Below are 25,043 nucleotides of genomic sequence, written 5' to 3' on the forward strand. Positions count from 1 at the left end.
CATCGCAAGCGCCGCCTGATCGTCCAAATTACAGCCCCGTTCTCAAGGCCACGTGGGGGATTTTTACCGCTTACGATCAGGCAGCTGTGCTTGTCCAGCAACAAGGGCATCATTCCATGACAGCTATGCGCGACTTTTCTTTGCGCACGTCCCTCTCCCTGAGCGAACGGCTTCATGCAATGCAGCGCTTCTGCCGGGGGAACCGGGAAAACGATCATGCTCGAACATCCCCCGTCCTGGCTGGGAAAGCGCTTGTCAAATGTCCGCGCCCGGCATGCTGCGCACTCTCTCGGCAGCGAGATCCAGGGTTCACAAACTGTCTGACCTTACCCAGAGGCTAAGGGATCCGGCGGGTGAAGCAACCACAACATTACCCTCTTCGTCAGCAAAGATTTCCCCTTCGACATGTCCCAGGAAGTCGCGAAAACATGCGCCTGAATGTTCCTCTCCCAGAGCCACCTTCTTTTCTGTGGCTGTTGCGTTTGAAAGCACAAGGATTGCGCCGGGAAGGTCTTCCGTTCCGTGACGCACCACTGCAATGCAATGAGGATCGTCAAACAGATCTGATTGGGCGCCGTGAGCAAAGCGCTGACGCGCTTCGATCAATCGAGGCAGGCATTTTACCGGGGAAATGTCGATCTGATGTTCATCACCATCACCACCAGTGTCAGCGTATGAAGCCCCGTAAAGGTCCGGATGGAATATGCATGGAACGCCCTGCTCGCGGATGAGGATCAGCGCGTAGGCCAGTGGTTTGAACCAGTCTTCTACAGGAGCTTCCAGCGCCTGTAGAGGCTGAGTGTCATGGTTGCCGACCAGGGTCACGGCATGATCGGGGGAATGCGCTACCAGCGTCTCGTCGAACAGCGTGCGCAAGTCGAAACTCTCACCGGCTAGGGAAGCCTCATGGAAGCGGTGGCACAGTGCAACATCAAAGAGCATCAGCTGCTTGTCGACCTGGTCGAGATAGCGATGCAGGTTATCCATATCGGGGTGCCAATATTCAGCGACTACGAACAGATCCTGCCTGACCGTATCGCGCATATGACCAACCCAGTCTCGGAAGAACCAGGCGGGTATATGTTTGGCAGCGTCGAGGCGGAATCCATCGCAGGCGACCTGATCTGCCAGCCATCTTCCCCAATATTTCAGTTCCTCATACACTGCATGATTTCGAAACTCGAGATCGGCACCCATGAGATAGTCGTAGTTACCAAGTTCATCATCGACCTCATCGTGCCATTCGCCTTCGCCATATTCATTTGCGATGCGAAACACGCCATCTTCCACTGGATCTTCAATATGGTCGATGCCGGTGAAGCAGCGGGCATCCCAAATGAAACGGGAATGTTTCCCGCCTCGTCCGGGGAATGTGAATTTCGTCCAGGCCCTGGCCTTGATGATCTGGTCATCCAATTGAGTACGATCGTCTGGATTTGCCCGGCGCACGGATACCGACTCTGTCTCGTCAGCTCCAATCTTGTGATTGAAGACGACGTCATGGATTATTCGCAGCCCCTCATTTCGTAACATGGTGGTGGCGCGTTCGAGCGCAGCCCGATCTCCATATTTGGTCGCGACACCTCCTTTTTGATCGAACTCGCCCAGATCAAAAAGATCATAGCTGTCATAGCCTACAGACAATCCTCCCGACGCCCCTTTATATGCAGGAGGCAACCAGACATCGGTAATGCCCAGCTCGGCAAGATGCCGAGCCTGCTCGGCCACATCATTCCATAATCCGCCCCCTGCCGGATAATACCAGTGGAAGAATTGAAGCAGGGTGCGTTGCGACATGGCGGTTCCTCAAGAGATTGAAGCAGCCGCTAAACGGTCAGCACGGGCCGCGGTTGCCCGAACAGCACCAGCTTTTCGCGTTGCCGTCGCCAACACGCGCTTGGCGGCCGCGGCTTCACCGCATCGATCCCACATTCAAGACGTAATGGTTGGATCAGGCTGACAATTGCGGCTCGATCGAGCCAGGTCCAAAGTCGAGCACCTCGCCGCGATTTTCCTCCGCCATCACATTCCGGACGAAGTCCGGAGCTTTCTTATTGAGCCAGGTTAATCTACGGATTTTGTCCGGAACATTGATGACTTCAGCGCGTCTCCCTGCAGCAACTGGCGTGAAAAAGTTGCATTTCGTGGAGACTGGGATGTCAGATTGCCGGATATTGGAATGGCTGTCGTCGAACACCGAAAATTTCCGGCTCTGGCATAATGCGCACCGGGAAAGTGCCATCAGCGTGGAGCGATACCTGCTGCATCGCGAACATATCCAGGAACCGATTTCATTTGTCGATGCCGACATGCGCCGATGCGCGGTACGGTCGAACAGCTTGTGGGAACTTAGCGTCCGACATCTCGATGGTTCGCAAACACATATTGGTGCCCCCACATTCGAACTTTGCCTCAAGGCGGCGCGCGAAATGCTTCTCCAGACTTTTCCGGGTGCAGTCGCAGCCTGAATGTAGTGGGCTGCCCAGTCCGGCTAATTTTTTGCGCGCAGCGGCAACCATGCGCCTCTGTGTCGCATTAAATCACCTTCTCCGGGCACTACGATCCACGCATTACCATTCACCTGGATGATAACGCGGCTTTTGGAATTTCATCCGGGCTAAGGCCAAAGCCTCCCTCCTGGATGCTGTATCCAAATTCGGTAGCCTTCCCTGATCTCGCAACATTGTTGCTGGACCAGCGTTGATCCTCATCTCCATGGAGGGTCATGCATGCCTGAGAACGACAACCCTGCTTATCCAGCGGATCGGGATCATGTTGCTTTGGGCAACGAAAACCAGATCCGATATTGGACCAGCCATTTCGGCGTTGATCAAGCGCAATTGGAAGAGGCTGTCGATGCAGTAGGCGATGATGTCGCGGCTGTGGCAGCCTACCTCAATCAATAGGCAGCGCGACAAAATGCAGTGAGAAAAGCAAAAGGAAGATGCGGCCCGGCCGTGTCGGCGGGCCGCCCGCGCGGAGCCTGTCGTCCGCATGAACCGAGAGCCTTGTTCGACACGACCATGTCCGCCGCACTGACCAGCCATCGCCTCCCCAGCTCATGGACATGCCAGCATCCCCATGGCTCCAGCGTTCCCCACCGCTTGAGCCTATTTCAATACAGCCTCGCAAACTGCCTGATCTATATCAGTAGACGCATCCAATCTTGCTCTGACGCATTTGGGTTTTGTTCCAGATCCCGAACCAGGAAGCCATCATGACAGAGGAAAGTGAAGCGAGAGTTCGCCAGCGCGCGCATGCCATCTGGGAAGCGCAGGGTCACCCTGAAGGTCTGGCAACCGAACATTGGCGCCAGGCGGAAGCCGAAATTGCCCAGGCACAAGCGGCAGTTCAGCTGCCAAACCCCCTGGCAAGCGGCGCTGCAGCCCAAGCGCTTACTGTAAAGAGATCTACCAAAGCCCGGGGCTGAATCCCTTTGCCTGACTTCGCCACAGGACAACACCGCCCTTGAGCCTTTATGCTGATCGTCTCGAGGGCGGGTCGCCCTATCCCCTCGGCGCCAGCTTCGATGGCCTTGGCGTCAATTTCGCCATTTTCTCCGCCAATGCCGACCGGATAGAATTATGCCTGTTTGATCCTGGCGGGCGAAAGGAATTGGCGCGCCTTACCCTTCCTGAATGCACGGATGAAGTGTGGCATGGCTACCTGCCTGATGCGCGCCCGGGTCTGCTTTACGGCTATCGTGTGCATGGTCGCTACGCGCCAAAGGAGGGCCATCGTTTCAATCCCAACAAGTTGCTGCTCGATCCCTATGCCCGCCGCCTGTCGGGCAATATTCGATGGAATGACGTGCTGCATGGTTATCGGGTCCGCGGCAGGCAAGAGGATCTGGGTTTTGATCGCCGGGACAGCGCACGCGCCATGCCCAAGGCCGTAGTGACACATGACAGCTTTGACTGGTCCCGCGATATACGCCCCAATATTCCTTGGTCGCAGACCATCATCTACGAGGCCCATAGCAAGGGCCTGACCAGGCTCCTGGAGGCTGCGCCAGCACAGGAACGTGGTACATTCGCCGCGCTCGCGCATCCCAAAGTGATCGACCATATGAAGCGCCTCGGCATCACCGCGCTCGAACTGATGCCCATCCACGCTTTCACCCAGGATCGCTTTCTGCTGGAAAAGGGTCTGCGTAACTATTGGGGCTATAACAGCCTGAGCTTCTTCGCGCCCGAGCCAAGCTATTTTGCGAGCGATACGCATGACGAGTTGCGCGTGGCCGTGCGGCGGCTTCACGCGGCCGGTATCGAGGTCATCCTGGATGTCGTCTACAATCATAGTTGCGAGGGAAGCGAGCTGGGGCCAACCCTCTCCTGGCGCGGTATCGACAATGCAACCTATTACAGGCTCCTGCCCGAAGATCGGCGTTATTGTCTCAATGATACCGGCACAGGCAACAGTTTCAACCTGACCCATGCCAGGGTGATACAGATGGTAGCTGACTCGCTGCGCTATTGGGCGAACAGTTTTGGTGTGGATGGCTTTCGGTTCGACCTCGGTTTGACGCTTGGCCGTACAGAATATGGGTTCGATCCCAATGCAGGCCTTTTTGACGTCCTGCGACAGGATCCGGTACTTGGAAGGCTCAAGCTCATCACCGAACCATGGGACGTGGGCATGGGCGGCTATCAGCTCGGTAATTTTCCGCCTGGCTTTGCCGAATGGAACGACAAATATCGTGATACCGCGCGTCGGTTCTGGCGAGGGGATTCTCTGCAGAGAGCCGATCTGGCGGCGCGGCTGTCAGGCTCTGGCGACATTTTCGATCGCCGCGCGCGGCGCCCCTGGGCTAGCGTGAATTTTCTGGCCAGCCATGACGGCTACACGCTTGCCGACCTCGTATCCTATGAGGAGCGACATAATGAGGCCAATGGCGAGGATAATCGCGACGGCCACGACAATAATCTCTCGCGCAACTGGGGCGCGGAGGGATCGACGGATGACCCGAGGATCATCGCCCGACGACACAATGTGCGTCGCGCCATGCTCACGACCCTCCTTGCGTCTCTTGGCACTCCGATGCTGGTAGCGGGCGATGAATTTGGTCGTACGCAGGGCGGTAATAACAACGCCTATTGCCAGGATAATGCAATCAGCTGGCTCGACTGGTCGATGATGGAAAGCGAGGAAGGGAAGGCGCTTTTCGATTTCACCGCCAGATTGATCGCGTTGCGCAAGACCCACCCGGTGCTGCGTGCCCCAACCTTCCTCTATGGTCAGGATTCGCCAGGCTTCGGCATCAACGACATCGAATGGTGGGATGAGCGCGGGGAAAAATTGACGCACGACGACTGGCACAATCCCGAAGGGCGCGCCCTTGTCATGCGACGGGCAAGCCTGCTGGAGGATGGGCGCATCGAGGCTCTGACGCTGCTGCTCAACGCAAGCGAGGATGCAATCGACTTCACGCTTCCTTCACCCTCCGCTCCGCGACAGGTGCTCATCGACAGTGCGCAGCCCGAGCGAGCGCCCTTTGCTATCGGCGACGTCTACAAGGTGGAGCCACATGCGGCAGTGTTGATATGCTGGCTTGGCGAAAGGCCAGCCATATGACGCAATGGGGGCCGACCGATCTTGGCGAGGGGCGATGGCGCTTTGCGCTTTGGGCGCCGGACCGTGACAATGTCACTCTGGAAATTGATGGAGCCCAGGCGCTGCCGATGGCACCATCTGATGGAGGCTGGTTCTATCTCGAGACTGAAGCGACAGCGGGAGACCGCTATCGTTTTCGCCTTACCGCCGACCTCGCCGTCCCGGACCCTGCATCGCGCCGACAATGTGGCGGCGTTCATGGCTGGAGCGTCGTCACTCCGATCGCCGCGCCCGTTAGCGGCTGGCAGGGGCGCTCCTGGGAGGAGGCTGTCATCTATGAGCTGCATGTCGGACTGTGTGGAGGATTTGCAGGCGTAGCGGCAAGACTGCCTGCTCTGTCAGAAATTGGCGTGACAGCGATCGAGCTCATGCCGATCAATGCTTTCAGCGGCTCTCGCAACTGGGGCTATGATGGCGTGCTCCCCTTCGCGCCGGCCGAAGCCTATGGTGGCCCGGCGGACCTGCGCGCGCTGATCGACGCCGCTCATCGCCTGGAGATGATGGTCTTCCTCGACGTCGTCTACAATCATTTCGGGCCCGATGGAAACTATCTGGGCAACTATGCCACGCCCTTTTTTCACGCCCAGCGCCATACACCATGGGGCGGAGCGGTGGCGGTCGACCGACCGCAGGTCGCGGCCTATTTTCGCGAAAATGCATTGATGTGGTTGAACGATTATGGCTTTGACGGACTTCGCTTCGACGCGGTCCATGCGATCGGCAACGACGATTTTCTTGACGGTCTGGCGCGTGATATCCGCGCAGCCACGCCGGGCCGCCGCATATATCTGATGCTCGAAAATGAACGAAACGATGCTGCCAGACTAACCCCCGACACCTATGATGCGCAGTGGAATGACGATTTCCACAATGTCATGCATGTTCTTCTGACGGGGGAACAGGATGCCTATTATGAGGATTTTGCCGACCAGCCCGCACAGAGGTTAGCACGCTGCCTCAGCGAAGGGTTCATCTACCAGGGGGACCCTTCACCGCATCACAAAGGTGCGCCGCGCGGGAGCCCCAGTACGCACCTCCCCCCTCACGCCTTCATCGCTTTTCTGCAGAACCACGATCAGACCGGCAACCGCGCGCTGGGCGAGCGGCTGATCCATCTTGTATCTGTAGAACGGCTTAGGGCCGCGACGAGCCTGCTGCTCCTCATGCCGCACATCCCCCTGCTGTTCATGGGCGAGGAGGTGGGCGCCAAAAGTCCCTTCCTGTTTTTTACGGATTTTCACGATGATCTTGCCGATGCCGTCCGTGAGGGCCGGCGTCTTGAGTTCAAGGGCTTTGCCGGCTTCTCGAGCAGCGATGCCAGGGAACGCATTCCCGATCCCAACGCGCTCGAAACCTTCAACATGGCAAGGGTTACGCAAGGCCAGGACGCCGCGGACTGGCGATCCTTCTATGCCACGCTTTTAACCCTCCGCCGCCAGGCGGTCATGCCGGGGATTGCTGGCGCACGGGCGCTTGGCGCAACTGCGCTCTCCACCGGCGCTGTCAAGGCGAGATGGATGCTTGGCAATGGTCGCCTGCTTACCATCCTCATCAACCTTGGCGACGTGGCGGTCGACCTTTCTGAAAGCACGCAGCCCTGCTTCTCGACAGGGGATCCGGGCGCGCCGGCCAGTTGCACCATCTGGATCGGGCAACCGCAATGACACTGCTTCACCAGCTCGCGCAGGAGGCCGGCATCGCGCGCCTGTGGACCGATGCGGACGGTATGGAGCAGGTTGTAAGCGATGATAGCCTGCGCGCGATCCTGGTCTCGCTCGGCCTTCCGGCCGACAATGACGCTGCTGTTACAGTGTCACGCGCCGCGCTCCACCGGCGACGCTCTGCCTGCCCCGGATTGGTGACCGTTGATTGCGGCGAGCCTCTCCCGCTGCCTGGCGGAAAATTCATCCTCCGGGACGAGACGGGTGCCGTCCTGAAAATCGATTCCGAATGCGGCTTGTCCGTTCCTGGCTATTATCGCGCTGATCTGGAGGGCGGCAGCGTCATGCTGGCGGTCGCGCCTCTCACCTGTCCTGCTATCAGGACTCGAGGGTGGGGCGTCACCGTTCAGATTCCCTCGCTTCGCGAGGAAGAGAAGGATTTTGGTGATTTTGACACTCTTATCGAGGCCGTCACGCGGCTGGGCGCCTGCGGCGCGGATGCAGTAGCCCTCAGCCCAGTCCATGCCCAATCGCTTCTCACACCCGGCCGCTTCGCGCCTTACTCACCCTCGAGCCGCGTTGAACTCAACGCGCTACTGCTACCAGTGCATAGGCGGGGCGTGGCGCCGTCAGCCACGCTGATTGAATGGGACGTCGCTGGTCCGGCCAAGCTCAAGGCGCTTGAAGAAGCGTTCAGGCGCTCTGCGGCAAAGGGCTACGCTGACGCTCAAGTCGACAGTTTCGAGGCTTTCACACAGGCGCAGGCCCGTGCCAAGCTTGATGATGTCCAGCGTGCGGCAAAGAATGCGGGCATGGCGATCGGCGTCATCACAGACCTTGCTGTCGGCGTCGATCCGCAGGGAGAGGAAGCACGCAAAGACCCGGGTGCCTTTCTCCAAGGCCTGCACATAGGCGCGCCGCCCGACCCGCTGGGACCGCAGGGTCAGGACTGGGGCCTTACAAGCTACAGCCCTCAGGGCCTGGCAGATCGCGGATTTGCGCCCTTCATCGCTTTGCTGCGAACCAATATGCCCCGCGGCGGAGGCATCCGGATCGACCATGGCTTTGGACTGCAGCGTCTTTGGGTCATTCCCCAAGGTCGTCCGGCAACCGAGGGTGCCTATCTCTCCTATCCCTTCACCGACATGCTGCGCCTTGTCAGGCTTGAGGCCTGGCGCGCAGCCTCCGTCGTCATTGCCGAGGATCTTGGAACCCGACCTCCTGGATTTGGCGAGGCGCTGGAAAAGGCAAATATCTATGGCATGACCGTTCTGCCTTTCACCCGTGGCGAAGAAGGATTCCGGCCAGCATCAGCCTATCCCGAACGTTCCGTGGCCATGAGCGGAACACACGACATCGCTACAATCACGGGCTGGTGGACTGGTCGCGATCTGGACTGGAACCGCAGGCTTGATCGCGGAGGGGAGACGCCTGCAGAACGGGCCGAGGCCCGATCAGCTTTATGGACCGCTATCGGTGGGGGCGCGCCGCAGCCCGCTGATGATGACGCGGCGCCTGTCATTGAGCGCGCGCTTGCCTTTCTGGCGCGATCAACTGCCCCTCTGTTGCTGGTGCCGATGGAAGATCTTCTTGGCCTTGCCGAGCAGCCCAACCTCCCGGGCACCACGAACGAACATCCCAATTGGCGCCGCCGCCTTCCCGCGCCGATCGAAAGGCTGCTTTCCGACCCCGATGTCCAGCAACGTATCGCCTGCCTCTCCACGATCCGTCCGAAGGCCGCTTTGCAAAAAAGGGTTCAGCCATGACACCGCGCGCGACCTACAGGGTCCAGCTGACGAAGCAGTTCCCTTTTGCAGCTGCCCGGGCAGTCATACCCTATCTCGCGGATCTGGGCGTGAGCCATCTTTATGCTTCTCCCATCACCACGGCGCGCCAGGGCTCAACCCATGGCTATGATGTCATCGACCCAACCCGGATCAATCCCGAGCTTGGCGGCGAGGACGGGTTCCGCCGCCTGGTTGCAGCCCTGCGAGCCCATGGCATGGGCATCATCATCGACATCGTCCCTAATCATATGGGGGTAGCTGGCGGCGAAAATCCCTGGTGGAACGATGTGTTGCGATTGGGCCCCACCAGTCCGTTCGCCTGCTATTTCGATATAGACTGGAACGGCCCCCTGAAGCTTCCCTTATTGGGCGGGCCACTGGCTGACGTCATCGCGCAGGGCGATCTCGTCGTTGGATCAGCGGGAGCCCCCCATCTATTGCTCTATGGTGAGCAAAAGCTTCCCCTGCGTCCAGACGGACCCCAGCAGGGCGATATCGCGACTATCGCGGGAGCACAGCATTATGCCCTCATTCATTGGCGTACTGCTGGCGATCAGCTGAACTGGCGCCGATTTTTCTCGATCAACGATCTGGCTGGCGTGAGGGTTGAAGACCCGGCCGTCTTCGAGGCGACGCATGGCCTCTATTTCCACCTTTATCAGGAGGGATTGATTGACGGGCTGCGCATCGACCATGTCGATGGCCTGTCGGACCCTGCGCGTTATTGCCGCCGTCTGCGATCGCGAATGGACCAGATCCGTCCCGGCGCCATCATCCTCGTTGAAAAGATAGTTGGGCCCAGGGAAATGCTTCCTCCCGACTGGGGCGTCGAGGGGACCAGCGGTTATGATTTCATGCGCGATGTCACGGCCCTGCTGCACGACCCCATTGGCGAAACACCTCTTGCAAGCCTGTGGGAGGCGCTCGATCCTGATCAGTCCGACCCGCAAGATGTCGTCCGGCGCGCGAAACGCGACATGCTCGAATGGCAGTTCGAGGCGCAGCTGGCTGCCTGCGTTCACGCTTTCAGCGCCGTCGCCCAAAGCAGCGGACAAGCCGCGATCATGGCGTGGACGGAGCCGATGTTGCGCCGATCGATCAGCTGCCTGCTGCAGGCCTTTCCTGTCTATCGCACTTATGGCGACGGACAATCGGCTCCTGTAAGCGACGAGGAAGCGAGGCTCGAGGCGTGGGAAGCGGCAAAGCCCTCTCTGCCCCCCGGCGAGAGACCGGTAGGACAGCAGATTTTGGCATGGCTTGCCGGTGATGGCCCTGGCCAGGCCGAGCTTGCGGCCGAGGCTGTACGCCGATTTCAGCAGCTTTCTGCGCCGATAGCCGCCAAGGGGGTGGAAGACACCGCTTTTTATCGCCGGGCACCACTATTGTCAGCCAATGAGGTTGGATCGGCGCCGGCGGAATTTTCCATTTCACCGGCGGAATTTCATCGCCGGATCCTGCAGCGGGCCAGCGAGTTCCCGGCGGCCATGCTCGCAACCGCGACCCATGATCATAAGCGCGGTGAGGATAGCCGCGCCCGCATTGCGGTGCTCAGCGGCGTGTCAGATCTCTGGGAGCATCATGTCCAAGGATGGATTAAACGCGCCAGGACACATCATGGCGACATTCATCCTGCCGATTGCTATCAGCTTTTCCAGACGTTGTTTGGCACTTGGGACGGCTCAAGCGATACTGTCGCCTATATGGATCGCATCCTTGCCTGGCAACAAAAGGCGCTCCGGGAGGCCCGGCTTCGCTCCAGCTGGGAGGAACCATGCATCGACTATGAAGAAAAGGCTGCCCATCTTGTACGTGATCTTGTCGGAGCCTCCGACTTCAGAGACGATATGGAGCGCCTGATCGGACGTATCGGGCCCGCTGCCCAGGCTCACAGCCTGGTGCAGACCGTTCTGAAATTCTGCCTCCCCGGCATTCCTGACATTTACCAGGGCTGCGAATTGGAGGATCTGAGCCTGGTTGACCCCGATAATCGCCGCGCCGTCGATTATGCGCGACGTCAGGCTTTGCTTGCCTCCGGGGAAATGACAGAAAATGCCAAGATCAAGCTCGTTCAGAGGCTTCTGGCACTGCGCCGGGACAATTATTCGCTTTTTGCGTCTTCCCGCTACGAGCCTGTACTGGCCAGGGGGCCAAGAGCCGGAAACATCCTTGCCTTCACCCGACGAAACGAAACAATGCAGCTGACCTGCGCAGTCCTCATCCGCGCGACGTCCGCTATCACGGAGTCCGGTTGCCTGCCTCCATCGCAATGGTGGAAGGGCACATATCTGGAAGCGGGCGCCTCAATACCAGCGCACCAACTCTTCGCTCAGCAACCCTATTATATGTCCCTCGACCGATCCGCTCCCTAGGATCTGAGCGCAAGCGCAAACCTTGTTTGGGCAGATTTTCCTGCGGGCGCTTTTCATGCTCTGCTGCGCGGCCGACAAAGCTTTGTTCTGGTGCTGCAGGAGGGGCCTTTTTCAAGGACCCGCGCCGATCGAAAGCTCGAACAACGAGTTTTTCGCCACGTTTCAGGAGAATGACCGCACCTCCGCTCGGACGCACTAGAGCAGATTCTGATCCGCCTTCGTCAGCTCGACTGCTCTAGACTGCTGATCCGACGCGTTTTCCGAGTCATCAGGTGTTTCCATCTGATTAGAAAACGCTTTAGCGACCGCGACGCCGGCAATCCGGTCAGCCGGGGCGAACGCGACTTGCCGTCACTCCAGGCAGGGCTCCACCGCGACATATTGATCGATCAACCTGGCGCCGCCAAACGTCGTGAGAAACGCGACGTCGGCTGCATCGCGGCCCACGCCGATCTTTGCCATGCCAGCTTCCCGCGCCATGCCCGTAGCATCGACAAGATGCCATTCTCCCTCAAGGAAAATCTCGGCGACCGCATGGAAATCGGGAGGCTCAACGCCAACGGCATAGACGCTCGCAATCCTGGCAGGAATACCGGCAGACCGGGCCAATGTAATCAAAAGATGCGCATAATCGCGACAAATCCCACGGCGCGAGATGAAGGTGTCGGCCGCAGTGGTCATGACGTCGCTCGAGCCGGGAACATAGCGCACATGGTAATGAACCCAGTCACGCATGGCCATGACAAGCTCGCCCCCCTGAAGCGTCCCGAACTCCTCTTCGACAAAGCTTTGGAAACGATCGGATTCGCAGTACCGAGACGAAAGCAGATAGGGAATGGTTTCACCAGGTAATTGATGCGGCGGCACCCTTTGCAACTGTCGGCAGTCAGCCAAATTACGGTTGACCACTACCCTGGCCCGATAGTCGACGACCATCTTACCGGACATCCGCAGCCATATCCGCTCGCCGATACAGTCCTGCGCAGGAACATGGGCGATATGATCCGCCTGGGGAAGAATGAGGTCCTTCCATTCGATCGCCTGCTCAGGAATATCAGCGGCCTCGATCTGCAAGAGCAGGTCCGTTGGGCCAGCCAGCTCATAATCGAGATGAACATGGACGCTAAGTTTCATGCAAACTCCAAGCCTTGGGCGACTGAGCCGAACCGAAGGCAAACTCCGATACATATCCAGAAATATCAAGTCTTTCTTCTGCATGCCTTCGATACGCACCAGATATAAAACAAGATCACTAAAAAAGTTGATCCAGCACAGCCATAAAATGGACACCGGTAAATCGCGGTTGCATTCGCTTTGGAAAACAAACCTAGGTTATAAATTGATCTGGATTATGAAGATTTCTGGTATTTAGATTCGAAATCGGAGGAAATTAATCGCGGCATTTGTGTTGAACGCTTGCCGATCGCAATCCTCGCGCATCGTCGCTGGGAGAGCGTGGAGTGCGTATCGCCATCATAGCCCATCTGAAATATGCTATCGGCGAGCCATTCGCTGGCGGTCTGGAAATGCACACGCATATCCTTGCCCGGTCGCTTCGGGAACGGGGCCATGACGTCACCCTTTTCGCTTCGACGCGATCCGACCCAAGTCTGGGGCTAGAAGCGATCTGCGAGGAAACGTCGCTTCTCGAGACCGGTATTGACGAGGCGAACGATGTCGCCTTCTTTCGTGAACACCATGCTTATCTGGACCTGATGACTGCGTTGCGGTCACGCTCATTTGACCTCATTCACAACAATTCCCTGCATTATCTGCCGGTCAGCATGTCCGAAACATTGTCGGTCCCCATCGTCACCACCCTCCATACGCCGCCCTTCTGCTGGCTCGAGAGCGGGATCAGGCTCAATCGCGGACCAATGACCTATGTGGCGGTCTCCGAAGCGACGGCCGCGATGTGGCGCCATGTTGCGCATGCCCACCACGTCATTCCCAATGGTATCGACCTCAGGCATTTTCCCTATCAGCCCATCGCCAACCAGAAGCCCTATCTCATTTGGTATGGCCGGATTGTTCCTGAAAAGGGACTGGACTATGCGATCGACGCCTCGCGTCTGGCGGGGTTGCCCTTGCGAATCGCGGGACCGATCTCGAACCAGGGCTATTTCGATAAGCTCATCGCGCCCCGATTGGGAGGAGATGTCGAATATGTCGGACATCTTTCTCACATCGCGTTGTCCAAGCTTGTAGGCGGTGCCGTCGCCGCCCTTTGCACACCGCGCTGGGAAGAACCTTACGGTCTGGTCGTGGCTGAAGCGCTTGCCTGCGGTACCCCTGTGGCCGCATTCTCGCGTGGTGGCTTGCCTGCGCTCCTGACGCCCGATTGCGGCGTTCTCGCCGAACCGGACAATGTTTCCTCTCTCGCATCGGCCGTACTTGCCGCCTCGCTGCTCGAGCGCAGCGCCTGCAGGGCATATGCCGAGCATTATTGCTGCTCGCGGCGCATGGTCGACGAATATGAGGCTTTGTATCGGCATCTTGCGATGGCGCCGATCGCGATCCCGAATGCGCCGGATATCGGGCTCCCGCCTGTCGCGGATGTCGCATGACGCAGGTCTGTATCTGTGTTCCGGCCCGCAACGAGGCAGAGCATATCGGCCGCCTGATCAAAGCCTTGGCCCGGCAGGGAACAGGGGCGCCCTTCGCTGTGGCAATCTGCGTCAATAACAGCAAAGATGCGACATACGCCGTCGCTCTCGACGCCGCGCAGCGCTTCAACGCCCGTTTCCCGCTCAAAATGATCCAGCGGGAGTTCGACCCCGTCCTTGCGCACGCCGGGTCTGCTCGCCGTGCCGCGATGGATCTCGGCGCCGAATTAGTGGGCCCGCGTGGTATGCTGATTTCTACCGACGCTGACTGCCGGCCTCCGGTAGACTGGGTCGACGCCAACCTTGCGCATTTCGCCCTGGATCGGATCATTGGCGGCCGGATCGAACTGGATGAGTTGGAGGTCGCCCAAGCACCGGAAATATTTTCGCTGCGTCGTCGCTTCGATGCCTATTGGCGGACGGTGCGCGCAATCGAGGATGCGATCGATCCGGTTGATTGGGACATGCCACCCCGGCATGGCGATCATACGGGCGCGAGCCTTGCGCTCTCGGCAGATCTTTACATCCGCGCAGGCGGCGTCCCACTCCTTCGCGCAGGCGAGGACCGAGCCTTGGTCGAAGCAGCTATCAAAGAGGGGGGCAAACTGGTTCACCCCGATGCGGTATGGACACGGGCATCATCCCGCACCGTGGGGCGCGCCGATGGCGGCATGTCGGCTGATATGCGGCAATGGCTGGGCTGCGCACAGAGAGGAGACACACCTTTCGTTCCCGCTTTGTCGCATTGGGAGGCGCGCGCACGATGGCGGTTTCAGGCCAGGCGCGAAATGAGCGCAGCGGCATTTGTAGAGGCGGAACGCACCCTGCCTGCATTGCCTTGTGACATGCCGCTTCCAGGACCGGCCGCTATCTCATGAGCCGCCCGATCGGCTATTACGTCCATCATCATGGCGACGGTCACCGTCAACGCGCGATCGCACTTTGTCGGTCGCTGGGGAGCGTCACGCTGCTGGGGACGGGGCTGATGGCCCGCACTGAAGGCCTTCCCTGTCTTGATCTGCCCGATGACCGCCTCGATGATGAGTTCTGGGGTGTCGACGGCTCCCAACGGCCTTTGTCGCTCCATTATGCTCCGCTGGATCATGAGGGAATCCGGCAGCGCATTGCATTGATGGCAGCCTGGATCGCGCAGGCGCGGCCGCGCCTGATGGTGGTAGACGTTTCGGCCGAGGTGGCAATGCTAGCCCGTCTCGCATCCGTGCCCACTGTTTATGTCCGTTTGAACGGCAGAAGACTTGATGCTGCACATCTTGAAGCCTTCCGCGGGGCAACTGCTCTGCTTGCCCCCTTCCATGAAGCTCTGGACGATGATGAAATCCCCGGCTGGATTCGCAAAAAGACCTTCTATGCTCCTGGCATTGTCCGATCAGCGCGCAGCGAGGCAATTGAACGCGATGGCGACGTATTGATTGTCCTTGGGCGCGGGGGCGGCATTTCTGAAGGGAATAGATGGGCCGAAATTGCCCGTGCGACACCCGAGCGCAAGTTTCGCATCATTGGCCCCTGCACGGCGCCTGCATTCTTTCCGGACAATCTGGAATTACGGGGATGGGTCGAAGATGCCGATGCGCAGATCGCAGCTTCAGCGGTCGTTATCGGGGGTGCGGGAGACGGCGTGGTCAGCGCGGTATTGAGGGCGCGTCGTCCTTTCATCTGCGTGCCCGAACCACGCCCCTTTGACGAACAGGTATCGAAGGCGGAAAAGCTTTCGGCTGTAGGTGGCGCGATCGCATGCTTTGAATGGCCGCCGGCAGGCGACTGGCCGGGAATGATCAATCAGGCGATCGAGCGCGCCAGATGTTGGCCTGACTGCCTGATGGACACAGGTGGAGCCGAACCCGTCGCCCGCTGGTTGAATGACCTTGCCGGCGCATCGCCGGCAGACAGGAGCAGTGCTACGTGATCCCTGATATCCAAGGTCAGGACACCGGAACGATCGATATTGTCGATCGGCTGGCAATATTGGGCGCGCGCTATGATGCGGCACCCAACTTCCCCAGCGAGAGCATGTCGGCCCTGATCGAAAGCGGGCACCATCGCTGGTTTGCCCCCCAAATATGCGGGGGCCTCCCCTTCGAAGACGAGGCAGCGCGCTGCCGTGCGATGGCGCAGGCCTTGCGCGAAGTGGGGCGCGGCGATCTCAGCATTGCTCGGCTCTACGAAGGCCATGTCAACGCTTTGTCCCTGTTCGAATGGTATGGGGTGCCCGATCAGTTCCGCTGGCTGGCAAATGCCCTCGATCGCGGAGCATGGTTCGGAGTTTGGGCGACCGAGCCATCTCCCGGCGTCCGATTGACGCGAGAGACTGCTCCCTCACTACTTGGCGAGAAGATATTTGCCAGCGGGGCTGGGGGGCTCGATTATGCGCTTGTAACGGCCGCGAGTGAAGGCGAGCACCGTCGGCTCGTCATTGTTCGCGCTAACGAGAAAGTCCGCGCGGACCTGTCAGGATGGCGTGTACGAGGCATGCGCGCGAGCGTGAGCGGACGCTATGTGCTGGACGACGTAACGGTCGAACCTGACATGCTGCTGGGCAAGCCAGGTGACTATGATCAGGATCCCCGTTTTACCGCCGGGGCATGGCGCTTTTGCGCCGCGCAGCTTGGTGGAATTGAAGCGCTCGTCACAGAAATTCGTCGCTCCATGCGCGACGCGGCGCGCGAAGATCCTGTTCAGCGCGCGCGGTTCGCCGATGCCACCGTTGCTGTCCGAACCGCTGGCTTCTGGGTGGCGGAAGCTGCACAGCGTTTCGCATCTGGTCATGACGATGCCGTCGCCGTGGCTCGGATGACACGTGGTGTCGTCGAGGACGCCGGGTTCATCGTAATGGAGGCCGCCGCGCGGATCCTCGGGACACAAAGTGCCCTAGACGGGCAACGTGCTGACAAGATCGTCCGCGACCTATCTCTCTATCTGCGGCAGGCAGGTCCAGATCATGCCCGCGATGAGGCCGCCAAGGCGCTTCTCGACCACGATATCTGGGTTGAGGGCGAACGCTTGTGGTGAACACTGAGCTTCTTTCGCGCAGCCGCTGGTCGCAGGCGCGCTGGCTCATATTGGCACCCCATCCTGACGATGAGACGCTGGGGGCCGGCGCGCTGATAGCGGATTGCGCCGCCAGAGGTCGATTAGGCGCTATCGTCTACCTGACCGACGGGGCGGGATCGCATCCCGAAGGTACGCCGCGCGTTGCGATCACCCGGCGCAAGGAAGCCAGGCACGCCATTGGCAGATTAAATGCTGCCGCCGCCCCGGCGATCTGGATGGGGTGGCGCGATGCCCAACCCCATCTTGTCGATAGCCAGATTTTCAGCCGAGATGCCGATAGACTGGCAGCGTTCATCCGCTGGCGCCGGATCGATGCGATTGCAGTGTCCGACTACAGCGAAACGCATTGCGACCATGTCGCCGCCTATCGACTTGCGAAGGCGGCGACGCGCCGGGCAAAGCGGCCAGTCACATTGTTCGCCTATCATGTGTGGAGCGATCCGCCGACCTTTGCCCGACGGATTGCGACGCCTGCCATGGCTGTTGGACGCAGGCGACAGGCGCTTTTGGCGCATCGCAGCCAGATGTCGCCGATGATGGGCGATGGCTTCAGGCTCCCGCGCGAGAAGCTGCGCATGCCCGCACGGGACATACTGACATTGAGAAGGTATCGACAATGACCGTCACCAGCCTCAAGGCGGAATATTTCGATGACATATTCGCCTCAAATGATGATCCGTGGGATCTGGCATCCAGCAAATATGAAGCCGCCAAATTCGCCCATACCCATGATGTCCTGGCGGACCGCCGATATGCCCGTGCGCTTGAGATCGGCTGTGCCCATGGTGTTCTGACCAGCCATTTGGCGCCAATGTGCGATAGCCTGCTGGCAATCGATATCAGCACCAAGGCGCTCACAAAGGCGCGAGAGCGGGTGGGCGACCGTCCTGGCGTCACGCTCGCGCAGATGGCCTTTCCGCACGATACACCGGATGGCGAAGGCTACGACCTCGTCATTTTGTCTGAGGTCGCTTATTATTGGGACCTTGTAGATCTCGATCGGGCAGCTGAATGGTTGCACGATCAGGTTGCTGCCGGCGGCCGTATAATCCTTGTCCATTATACCGGAGAGACTGATTACCCTCATAGTGGCGACGAGGCGGTCGAGGCTCTTTGGACCGAACTCGGTTCGAATTTCGAAGTGGAGCTGGCCGAACGGCACGACACATATCGACTAGACCTGTGGAAGCGCTGCTAATGGGCGTTTCCGTCCTCACCATCGTTCGCAACCGTAGCCTGCATCTGGCGCAGCTTGTAGCCGGCTTGCAGCGGAGTGATCGCCAACCCGATGAACTGATCGTCGTCGATATGAGCGATGAACCGGTCACATTGCCACCGGCTCAGTTTCGCGTGCATATCGATCAATTCGAAGCCAACGGCCTCCCGCTGGCAGCGGCGCGAAATCGAGCAGCTTCGCTGGCCAGTCATGACAGGCTCGTGTTTCTGGATGTCGATTGCATCCCCATGCGACAGTGCATTGGGATCCTGGCTGATACCCTAAGCGAATATGATGCCCTTCTATGTGCGGATATCCGTTATCTTGGCCCAGATGATGCCCGCGACTGCTGGAACGAGACAGACTTGCTAAAGCGCGGTCGCGCGCATCCGGTGCGCTTATTTCCGGACAAAGGCTTAAGAGAAGAGGCTAATGCCGGACTGTTCTGGTCGCTCGCCTTCGCGCTGCGGCGCTCGACGTTCCAGGCGCTGGGCGGGTTCGATGAAGGGTTCATCGGCTACGGCGCTGAAGACACGGATTTCGGGTTCAGAGCAGTGGCAGCTGGTCTGAAGCTGCTATTTGTCGGTGAGGCCATAGCCTGTCACCAATATCATGACAGTCATGATCCACCGCTGCAGCATCTCGATGATATTGTACGAAATGCACGGCGCTTCCATGCGCGCTGGAAGCATTGGCCGATGGAGGGCTGGCTTGAAGCGTTTGAGCGTCTGGGCATCGTGCAGCGCCAAGGAGATAAGCTTGTCCAGCTTCGCGCACCGACACGAGCCGAGATGATGGGCTCAAAGGTTGAACCGGCAGACTGGACATCAGAACAAAGCCGTAAGTATCACCACGCCGAACAGACGGCTGACATTTGGCCCAAGTGACTGGCGGTTGCCCTGCGTTTGGGTGGAATGGCGCCGAAGCCATCTTCCTGCCTTGCGAGACTGATTGCGTATCGTCATGGCCTGGCGCGCGGAATCGCGGACCGCGCCGGGCAACCGCTCGCTCCTATCTCACGTGTTTCGTAACTTAGCTCGCACGACGCGCCTCTATGAATATGCCGACAAATATATTGCTCTCGATATCATGAAGATCAGGGCGTCACGCCTTGCGTGCTGGCCGAACTCCTCCATATTGTGCGGTGCAGCATAAACAAATTGTCGCGAGTGAACGGCTGCTGTTGCAGGATAGGAGATTTTCGTATGTTCAGATTATCCGCTACAATCGCCCGACTGGCAGCCATGCGAGCCAGCCACTCCCCCCAGGCTCTATCTGCTGGTCCCAGTCGCCTGGCGTTGGGCGCCGCGTTATGAATTGTTCGGAGCGTTTTTGATCGCGACCATCGCCAAATGCCCCTTCCACCAGCGGAGCTTAATCTCGTGGGCCTGGTACGGCCCTTGCTCGGGCAAAACCGCTGCCGCCGTATATGCAAAGAGAAATCTCAGAAATCTGCCTTCGATCCGGCACCAGCTAGACCGCCTCGCGTTGGTCGCTTCTCACCTATTGATCATGGAGCTACCAGAGTTGGAAGATCTTGCCGGTTGGATTGCCCCTGCCGCCACCATGATTGCGGCCATGATGACCGCAGCCAATCTGGGCGCACGCGTCACGGGCTGGGGTTTCGGGGTCTTCACTTTGGGATCGATCACCTGGTCGATAGTCGGTTTCTCTTCGGGACAGACGAATCTGCTTGCCACCAACGGATTTCTAACTCTGGTCAATCTCATTGGCGTCTGGCGCTGGCTTGGCAAGCAGCGCGCCTATGAAGATGGCGGTAAGTCCGCCACCCTGGCAAGCCAGCGGTCCCTCTATCCAACGCTTTTCACCGCGACGAGCGTCGCTGGCATGCCGGTCGTTGATGCTGAAGGCGAGGCAATCGGACATGCAGTCGAAGCCCTCGTGTCCTGCGAGAGCGGAAGGGTAAGTTACGTCGTGGTTGCGTCTGGCGGTTGGGCGGGCGTGGATGAAGAGCTTCGCGCTGTGGATTGGGCGGACATGAACTTTGCCAGTGCTCGGCTGACGCTGCTGCGCTCACGCGCGTGGTTCGATCGTTTGGCACCGCTTCCCGAGGGAGAATGGCCCGCGGCACCGGCGGAGTTTGACGAGAGGCGGAGCAGTTGAGGTTTCTTCACGACCTTCACGAAACCGCCCGTATCTGTGCCGGAATGTCAGCGCAGATCGCGGCCTCGACATGGCGGAAGGGGGCATTGCTGCCGTAACATATCCTTGCCCCAATTCCCGGGAACGGCCTGGAACACGCCAGCGCCATCTGCAAGTATATGGGGGAAATGTCGCCGGCGCTCTTGCGGCGGAGTCTTGCTACACGGAGAGGCTGACCGCTCCTGTGAAGGATCGCGTCGGATAGCGGTTGCAAGACATGAGCCGCCGCCATTTTCAGACGCCGGCCCATTGCGTTTTATCGGCTGATCAGGCTGCGAGCAGGTTCACAGTTGTCGGCTTTGCACCGGGCGCCCGTCTGCCTTTGCTTGCGCAAGCAATTCCGTGTTGCGTACGGCCATCGCGTCGCGGAGTGCCACAAGATCGACATCCGTCTTCCGACACTGAGCGAACATGCCCTCCGACGGCATTTCCTCCTCATGGACATAATGTTTGCCTTATTCCGAAGGCACCTTGACCTTTGCGTCGTAGAAAGCGTCGTGGGGCGACCCGGCTTCTATGTCGTTGATCAGCGCCTTGGCGCCATCATTGCGCGACACAGGCTTCGTCGAGCGTGTCGTCCTCGATCAACTCTCGGAAGGCGGGATGAAAGATTTCCTCCTCGATGAGCGTGTGGATTTTGAGCTCGACGCAAATCTCGTGCGCCAGCGCCTACTTGCGGTCTGCGGATTTGGCACCCTCGAACTTCTCGAACAGATCCTCGACCTTGCGATAGTCGCCCTTCAACAAGGCGATCGCATCGGTGAATTGCGCCTCGGCCATCCTGATTCTCCTACGGGGTCATGGCCAATGAAGCTGTCGGCACCAACCAGGGTTCCTCGCTAAGAACCCGCAAAAAGGAAGGAGACCGGGAGTATGGAGCCATCCACATCTGCTTAGTCGCCCGTCTGACTATGGGGGGCTGCTACAGCCTTGGATTCCGGCGATTCCCGTTGGCGCAGGAAAATGGATAGAAGCACCAGAACTGCAGTCGAGAGAAATTCGCTTTGCCAGTTTTGGAAGGATTCAAACCAAAGCTGAGGATCGCCGAGATAGGCTATCGTTGTCAGCGGCTGTTCTCCATGTGCTATTGCATCCTGCGCTGCCACCCTGGCGCTTTGGCTCCAGTGGATGACAAAAGAGATGACGAAAAGGGCGGCCAGAGCCAGGCCGAGCGATTGCGCATAGAGAGCGCGCCAGATTGGCCCCCATCGCAGGATTTTCGGTGCACCGGGCTTGCTCGCCTGGAGATCGAGGTCTGCGTCTCGCGGCGGGCCGTCCGGATCCTTGGATTCTGCCGAACCGCGCTGGATGAGGAAAGCTGTCAGCACCACATAGGCTGACATCTGAAGGAACTCGCTCTCCCAATTTTCAAAGACACTGGAGAGAAATTCGGGGCTGAAGCTGTAGGCGCTGAGCGAAAGCGCCTGTTCGCCATGGCGGTGCGCATCTTCGACCTGAACATGCCAGCCCGCGATCCATTGTCCGATAATGCTCGCTCCAAACAACAATAGCAGGACGAGCGTCAGTCCGTTGTTCCGCACCATGACCATCTTCCAATCCTCATGATCCTGTGGGTGACGGCTTCCTGGCTTTCGATCCGTCGGTAAAGAATGCCACGTGATACTCCGTGGGCAGCAGTCCGGAGTTGAATGGACAAGTCTGCGCCGGCCCGCGGCGCCTTGCCTGCGAACCGGCAGGGGCTATCAGATGATTGCGCCGACGCTGGTTGCGGCGCTGTTGCGCTCGATAAACTGGTAGGCGGCTTCCGCGACATCCTGCCAGCCCGGTTCATTGCAAATATAGTGGCTGCGACCGGCGAAGGGCAGAAACTCGGTCAGGCTCGCGGCATCCGTGTACGCCTTGAAATTCTTCTCGGTGAGGTGCGCAGGGATGATCTGATCCTCTTCACCACCAATCAGAAGAAGTGGTGCGTGGGGTGCATCGAGATCGATCCTGCCATCCTCACCCATGCAATCGCGCAGCACATTGCGGCTGTCATGCGTAGCCGTTGCCTCGAACTCGGCTGCAGCCTCGGCTTCGCTGAGCGTGTTGGCGAAGGCGCCATGGAAGGTTTTTTCATCCATAAGCACAGGCGCATTGCCCTTCAGGGGGTTTGCGATGATCGCGCTGTTCTTGATGAAGCCCCAGTCAAGATCGATCATCGCGTTAGGCGCGACCGAATTGATCGCAACGCCGCTCGACAGCAATCCGCGACTGAGCAGGATCTGGGTGATGAGCCCACCGACCGAATGACCGATCATGATCGGCAGGTCGTAACGCCGCACTTGGGCCTCGATCGCTTCGATCACCTCATGAAGGTGGAGATCGCCCAGGCCTTCAGGCGGGCTCTTACGCAGATCGACTGGGTTTCCCGCATGAAGCGGCCAGGCCGGGGCCACGCAATCATAGCCCTTCTCGCTAAAATAACTGGTCCATTTCTGCCAACTGACAGGATTTTGAAACATGCCATGGACGAATATTACGGTCTTCATGGAACACTCCTCGACTGGTGGGGATGGCCGAGCGAACGGCTCACCCCACTGTCCGTTCCAGCAGCCCAAGGCAGGATATTTACACCAGAAAAGGCTTGCGGGGCCATTTGTGGCGCGGCCCAGCGCATAGCGCGGTGCCAAAACTGATCTCTATCAATAAGATTTATGCTGCCGGTCATGGGGCTATTGTCGAGACCGTCGCGTTGAGGGGGGGAGCGAGACCGAGGATCGCCTTTGATGCGCCCACATATGCTGGCGCAGCCTATTTTCCCATGTCCAAGGAGCTATGCCCATGAGCCATGCGACAGACGATGCCCCTGCGGCCACTGCAAAGTCGAGCGAGCAGAAGAAAGAGGCCGCAACCGCCGTTGAGGGGGCGGGCCATGAAAGCCTCATCGGCAAGTCCGTGACCATCAACCGCCCTCGCACCGAACTTTTTGCCTATTGGCGCGACTTCAGCCAGCTGCCCAGCTTCATGGATAATGTGGAGCGCGTGGACATTCTGGCCGCTGATCGCTCCCACTGGGTGGTGAAGGCGCCGGCGGGAAAGACCGTCGAATGGGATGCCGTGATCACAGAAGAGATAGACGGTGAACTGATCGCCTGGACTTCTGTCGAAGGCGCTGACGTCCCCAATAGCGGCCGGATCGAATTTCGCGACGCAGGCGAACGCGGCACCATCGTCACGGCCACCATCACCTATGATCCGCCCGCCGGGTTCATCGGCAAGATCGTCGCCAAGATGTTCCAGCGTGAACCGGCCATCCAGGCGCGGCGCGATCTGCGGCGTTTCAAGCAGCTTATGGAAACCGGTGAGGTCGCCACTGCCGCCCGCACCGCCCAGCAATTTGCCGAGGAGAAGAACTGATGCGCGCGCTCACCTGGCACGGCAAACATGATGTCCGCGTCGACACCGTCGACGATCCTGAAATCCTCAATCCGCGCGACGCCATCATCAAGATCAGTTCGACCGCCATATGTGGTTCGGACCTGCACCTTTATGATGGCTACATCCCGACCATGAAAGCGGGCGACATCCTTGGCCATGAGTTCATGGGCGAGGTGGTCGAGACCGGTGCAAAATCGACGTTGAAGAAGGGCCAGCGGGTCGTGGTGCCTTTCACGATCGCCTGCGGGAGCTGCTACCATTGCGGCAAGCACCAATATTCCGCCTGCGATAACGGCAATCCTGCCGACAATCAGGATATCGGGCAGGAAATGTATGGCCAGCCAATGTCCGGACTTTTCGGCTACAGCCATCTGACCGGCGGCTATGCCGGGGGGCAGGCCGAATATGTCCGTGTGCCATTTTCCGACGTTGGTCCGATCGTCGTTCCCGATGGGCTGGAAGATGACCAGGTCCTGTTCCTCTCCGATATTCTCCCAACCGGCTGGCAAGCGGCCGAATATGCCGACATCGAGCCGGGCGACACCGTCGCGGTCTGGGGCTGCGGACCGGTCGGCCTGTTTGCGGTTCAGTCCGCTTTCCTGATGGGCGCGCAGCGGGTGATCGCGATCGACCATTTTCCTCATCGCCTGGAGCTGGCGAAGCGCTTCGGCGCGGAAACCATCAACTATGAGGAATCGAAGACATATGAGGCGTTGATGGAGATGACCGGCGGCATCGGTCCTGATGCGGTCATCGACGCCGTCGGCCTCGAAGCGCATGGCTTCTTCCTCGATAATGTGGTCGATCAGATCAAGGCGTCGATGTTCCTTGGCACCGACAGAACCCATTCGATCCGACAGGCCATTCATGCCTGCCGCAAGGGCGGACGCGTCTCCATGCCGGCCGTCTATGGTGGCTTTGTCGATAAATTCCCGCTGGGCGCTTTCATGGAGAAGGGGCTGACGCTCAAGACCGGCCAGACCAGCGTCCAGCATTATATGCCCGCACTTCTGAATGCGATCGTCGAAGGGAAGATCGATACGACCTTCCTCATCTCGCATCGGATGGGGCTGGAGGATGCTCCCAAGGGCTACAAGATGTTCCACGACCAGCAGAATGAGGTGACCAAAATCGTGCTGAAGCCTGGCCTCGATCGCGTCGCGGCGTGAGGAGAAAAG

The 25,043-nt window shown here is 59.1% G+C and carries 22 protein-coding genes and 1 pseudogene; 17 read left to right on the forward strand and 6 right to left on the reverse strand.

Annotated features, from left to right (window positions below; all coding sequences use genetic code 11):
* Together AC0KVN_RS25030 and amyA are read right to left on the reverse strand one after the other, a co-directional pair.
* Positions 1-218: hypothetical protein (locus AC0KVN_RS25030; protein ID WP_483656466.1), on the reverse strand; the 218-nt coding region annotated here is incomplete at its 3' end.
* A gap of 91 nt (positions 219-309) precedes the next feature.
* The gene (gene amyA / locus AC0KVN_RS25035) at positions 310-1,797 is read right to left on the reverse strand and encodes an alpha-amylase (RefSeq protein ID WP_483656467.1); all 1,488 of its coding nucleotides are present in this window, start codon (positions 1,795-1,797) and stop codon (positions 310-312) included.
* A 149-nt stretch (positions 1,798-1,946) separates the two neighbouring features.
* Here amyA and AC0KVN_RS25040 point away from each other — a divergent pair, with 149 nt between their 5' ends.
* The 7 genes from AC0KVN_RS25040 to treY all read left to right on the forward strand — a co-directional run bounded on the left by AC0KVN_RS25040 (position 1,947) and on the right by treY (position 11,430).
* Positions 1,947-2,468, forward strand: coding sequence for a hypothetical protein (locus tag AC0KVN_RS25040; RefSeq protein WP_483656468.1), 522 nt, complete (start codon positions 1,947-1,949; stop codon positions 2,466-2,468).
* Between the two features lie 261 nt (positions 2,469-2,729).
* Entirely contained in the window at positions 2,730-2,906 is a 177-nt protein-coding gene (locus AC0KVN_RS25045) for a DUF3606 domain-containing protein (protein WP_483656469.1), read from the forward strand.
* A 311-nt stretch (positions 2,907-3,217) separates the two neighbouring features.
* Entirely contained in the window at positions 3,218-3,430 is a 213-nt protein-coding gene (locus tag AC0KVN_RS25050) for a DUF2934 domain-containing protein (RefSeq protein ID WP_483656470.1), read from the forward strand.
* 38 nt (positions 3,431-3,468) lie between these two features.
* Positions 3,469-5,574: a glycogen debranching protein GlgX gene (gene glgX / locus AC0KVN_RS25055; protein ID WP_483656471.1), complete on the forward strand. Its 2,106-nt coding sequence runs from the start codon at positions 3,469-3,471 to the stop codon at positions 5,572-5,574.
* Entirely contained in the window at positions 5,571-7,277 is a 1,707-nt protein-coding gene (gene treZ / locus AC0KVN_RS25060) for a malto-oligosyltrehalose trehalohydrolase (RefSeq protein WP_483656472.1), read from the forward strand. Before glgX ends, treZ begins: the two co-directional genes overlap by 4 nt.
* Positions 7,274-9,040 carry a 4-alpha-glucanotransferase gene (locus AC0KVN_RS25065; protein WP_483656473.1) on the forward strand — a complete coding sequence of 589 codons (1,767 nt, stop codon included), beginning with the start codon at positions 7,274-7,276 and terminating at the stop codon, positions 9,038-9,040. Before treZ ends, AC0KVN_RS25065 begins: the two co-directional genes overlap by 4 nt.
* Positions 9,037-11,430, forward strand: coding sequence for a malto-oligosyltrehalose synthase (treY, locus tag AC0KVN_RS25070; RefSeq protein WP_483656474.1), 2,394 nt, complete (start codon positions 9,037-9,039; stop codon positions 11,428-11,430). Before AC0KVN_RS25065 ends, treY begins: the two co-directional genes overlap by 4 nt.
* A gap of 351 nt (positions 11,431-11,781) precedes the next feature.
* Here the strand turns inward: treY and AC0KVN_RS25075 are convergent, their stop codons facing one another.
* A complete protein-coding gene (locus AC0KVN_RS25075) occupies positions 11,782-12,564 on the reverse strand; it encodes a transglutaminase-like domain-containing protein (protein WP_483656475.1) in 783 nt (260 codons plus the stop codon).
* Positions 12,565-12,890: 326 nt separating this feature from the next.
* Here AC0KVN_RS25075 and AC0KVN_RS25080 point away from each other — a divergent pair, with 326 nt between their 5' ends.
* From AC0KVN_RS25080 to AC0KVN_RS25115, 8 genes are all read left to right on the forward strand, one after another.
* Complete coding sequence (locus AC0KVN_RS25080) at positions 12,891-13,997, forward strand: glycosyltransferase family 4 protein (RefSeq protein ID WP_483656476.1); 1,107 nt, start codon at positions 12,891-12,893, stop codon at positions 13,995-13,997.
* Positions 13,994-14,914, forward strand: coding sequence for a glycosyltransferase family 2 protein (locus AC0KVN_RS25085; RefSeq protein ID WP_483656477.1), 921 nt, complete (start codon positions 13,994-13,996; stop codon positions 14,912-14,914). Before AC0KVN_RS25080 ends, AC0KVN_RS25085 begins: the two co-directional genes overlap by 4 nt.
* Entirely contained in the window at positions 14,911-15,960 is a 1,050-nt protein-coding gene (locus AC0KVN_RS25090; protein ID WP_483656478.1) for a glycosyltransferase, read from the forward strand. The genes AC0KVN_RS25085 and AC0KVN_RS25090 overlap by 4 nt, the downstream gene beginning before the upstream one ends.
* Entirely contained in the window at positions 15,957-17,063 is a 1,107-nt protein-coding gene (locus tag AC0KVN_RS25095; RefSeq protein ID WP_483656479.1) for an acyl-CoA dehydrogenase family protein, read from the forward strand. Before AC0KVN_RS25090 ends, AC0KVN_RS25095 begins: the two co-directional genes overlap by 4 nt.
* Complete coding sequence (locus tag AC0KVN_RS25100) at positions 17,060-17,725, forward strand: PIG-L deacetylase family protein (RefSeq protein WP_483656480.1); 666 nt, start codon at positions 17,060-17,062, stop codon at positions 17,723-17,725. The genes AC0KVN_RS25095 and AC0KVN_RS25100 overlap by 4 nt, the downstream gene beginning before the upstream one ends.
* The gene (locus AC0KVN_RS25105) at positions 17,722-18,303 is read left to right on the forward strand and encodes a class I SAM-dependent DNA methyltransferase (protein WP_483656481.1); all 582 of its coding nucleotides are present in this window, start codon (positions 17,722-17,724) and stop codon (positions 18,301-18,303) included. The genes AC0KVN_RS25100 and AC0KVN_RS25105 overlap by 4 nt, the downstream gene beginning before the upstream one ends.
* Complete coding sequence (locus AC0KVN_RS25110; RefSeq protein WP_483656482.1) at positions 18,303-19,208, forward strand: glycosyltransferase family 2 protein; 906 nt, start codon at positions 18,303-18,305, stop codon at positions 19,206-19,208. Before AC0KVN_RS25105 ends, AC0KVN_RS25110 begins: the two co-directional genes overlap by 1 nt.
* A 445-nt stretch (positions 19,209-19,653) precedes the next feature.
* The gene (locus tag AC0KVN_RS25115) at positions 19,654-20,445 is read left to right on the forward strand and encodes a PRC-barrel domain-containing protein (RefSeq protein WP_483656483.1); all 792 of its coding nucleotides are present in this window, start codon (positions 19,654-19,656) and stop codon (positions 20,443-20,445) included.
* A 306-nt stretch (positions 20,446-20,751) separates the two neighbouring features.
* On the opposite strand, the pseudogene AC0KVN_RS25120 reads toward AC0KVN_RS25115, so the two are convergent.
* The 3 genes and pseudogenes from AC0KVN_RS25120 to AC0KVN_RS25130 form a co-directional block, all read right to left on the reverse strand.
* Positions 20,752-21,264 (reverse strand): annotated as a pseudogene (locus AC0KVN_RS25120) (hemerythrin domain-containing protein).
* 113 nt (positions 21,265-21,377) lie between these two features.
* Entirely contained in the window at positions 21,378-22,034 is a 657-nt protein-coding gene (locus AC0KVN_RS25125; protein ID WP_483656484.1) for a DUF6766 family protein, read from the reverse strand.
* Positions 22,035-22,187: 153 nt separating this feature from the next.
* Positions 22,188-23,117 (reverse strand): alpha/beta hydrolase, encoded by a 930-nt coding sequence (locus AC0KVN_RS25130; protein WP_483656485.1) that lies wholly within the window; start codon positions 23,115-23,117, stop codon positions 22,188-22,190.
* 151 nt (positions 23,118-23,268) lie between these two features.
* On the opposite strand from AC0KVN_RS25130, the gene AC0KVN_RS25135 reads away from it, so the two are divergent.
* Positions 23,269-23,844, forward strand: a complete 576-nt coding sequence (locus AC0KVN_RS25135) for an SRPBCC family protein (protein WP_483656486.1) — start codon at positions 23,269-23,271, stop codon at positions 23,842-23,844.
* Positions 23,844-25,034: a zinc-dependent alcohol dehydrogenase gene (locus AC0KVN_RS25140; protein ID WP_375188883.1), complete on the forward strand. Its 1,191-nt coding sequence runs from the start codon at positions 23,844-23,846 to the stop codon at positions 25,032-25,034. The genes AC0KVN_RS25135 and AC0KVN_RS25140 overlap by 1 nt, the downstream gene beginning before the upstream one ends.
* The last annotated feature ends 9 nt before the right edge of the window (positions 25,035-25,043 follow it).

This window comes from Sphingobium sp. SG1 (assembly GCF_057063145.1).

Excerpts from the sequence above, each read along its gene's own strand:
- AC0KVN_RS25085 (WP_483656477.1), top strand. The coding sequence starts at position 13,994 with ATGACGCAGGTCTGTATCTGTGTTCCGGCCCGCAACGAGGCAGAGCAT.
- AC0KVN_RS25105 (WP_483656481.1), top strand. The coding sequence starts at position 17,722 with ATGACCGTCACCAGCCTCAAGGCGGAATATTTCGATGACATATTCGCC.
- AC0KVN_RS25065 (WP_483656473.1), top strand. The coding sequence starts at position 7,274 with ATGACACTGCTTCACCAGCTCGCGCAGGAGGCCGGCATCGCGCGCCTG.
- AC0KVN_RS25045 (WP_483656469.1), top strand. The coding sequence starts at position 2,730 with ATGCCTGAGAACGACAACCCTGCTTATCCAGCGGATCGGGATCATGTT.
- treZ (WP_483656472.1), top strand. The coding sequence starts at position 5,571 with ATGACGCAATGGGGGCCGACCGATCTTGGCGAGGGGCGATGGCGCTTT.
- AC0KVN_RS25110 (WP_483656482.1), top strand. The coding sequence starts at position 18,303 with ATGGGCGTTTCCGTCCTCACCATCGTTCGCAACCGTAGCCTGCATCTG.
- amyA (WP_483656467.1), bottom strand. The coding sequence starts at position 1,797 with ATGTCGCAACGCACCCTGCTTCAATTCTTCCACTGGTATTATCCGGCA.
- AC0KVN_RS25140 (WP_375188883.1), top strand. The coding sequence starts at position 23,844 with ATGCGCGCGCTCACCTGGCACGGCAAACATGATGTCCGCGTCGACACC.
- AC0KVN_RS25125 (WP_483656484.1), bottom strand. The coding sequence starts at position 22,034 with ATGGTCATGGTGCGGAACAACGGACTGACGCTCGTCCTGCTATTGTTG.
- AC0KVN_RS25050 (WP_483656470.1), top strand. The coding sequence starts at position 3,218 with ATGACAGAGGAAAGTGAAGCGAGAGTTCGCCAGCGCGCGCATGCCATC.
- AC0KVN_RS25090 (WP_483656478.1), top strand. The coding sequence starts at position 14,911 with ATGAGCCGCCCGATCGGCTATTACGTCCATCATCATGGCGACGGTCAC.
- AC0KVN_RS25135 (WP_483656486.1), top strand. The coding sequence starts at position 23,269 with ATGAGCCATGCGACAGACGATGCCCCTGCGGCCACTGCAAAGTCGAGC.
- AC0KVN_RS25075 (WP_483656475.1), bottom strand. The coding sequence starts at position 12,564 with ATGAAACTTAGCGTCCATGTTCATCTCGATTATGAGCTGGCTGGCCCA.
- treY (WP_483656474.1), top strand. The coding sequence starts at position 9,037 with ATGACACCGCGCGCGACCTACAGGGTCCAGCTGACGAAGCAGTTCCCT.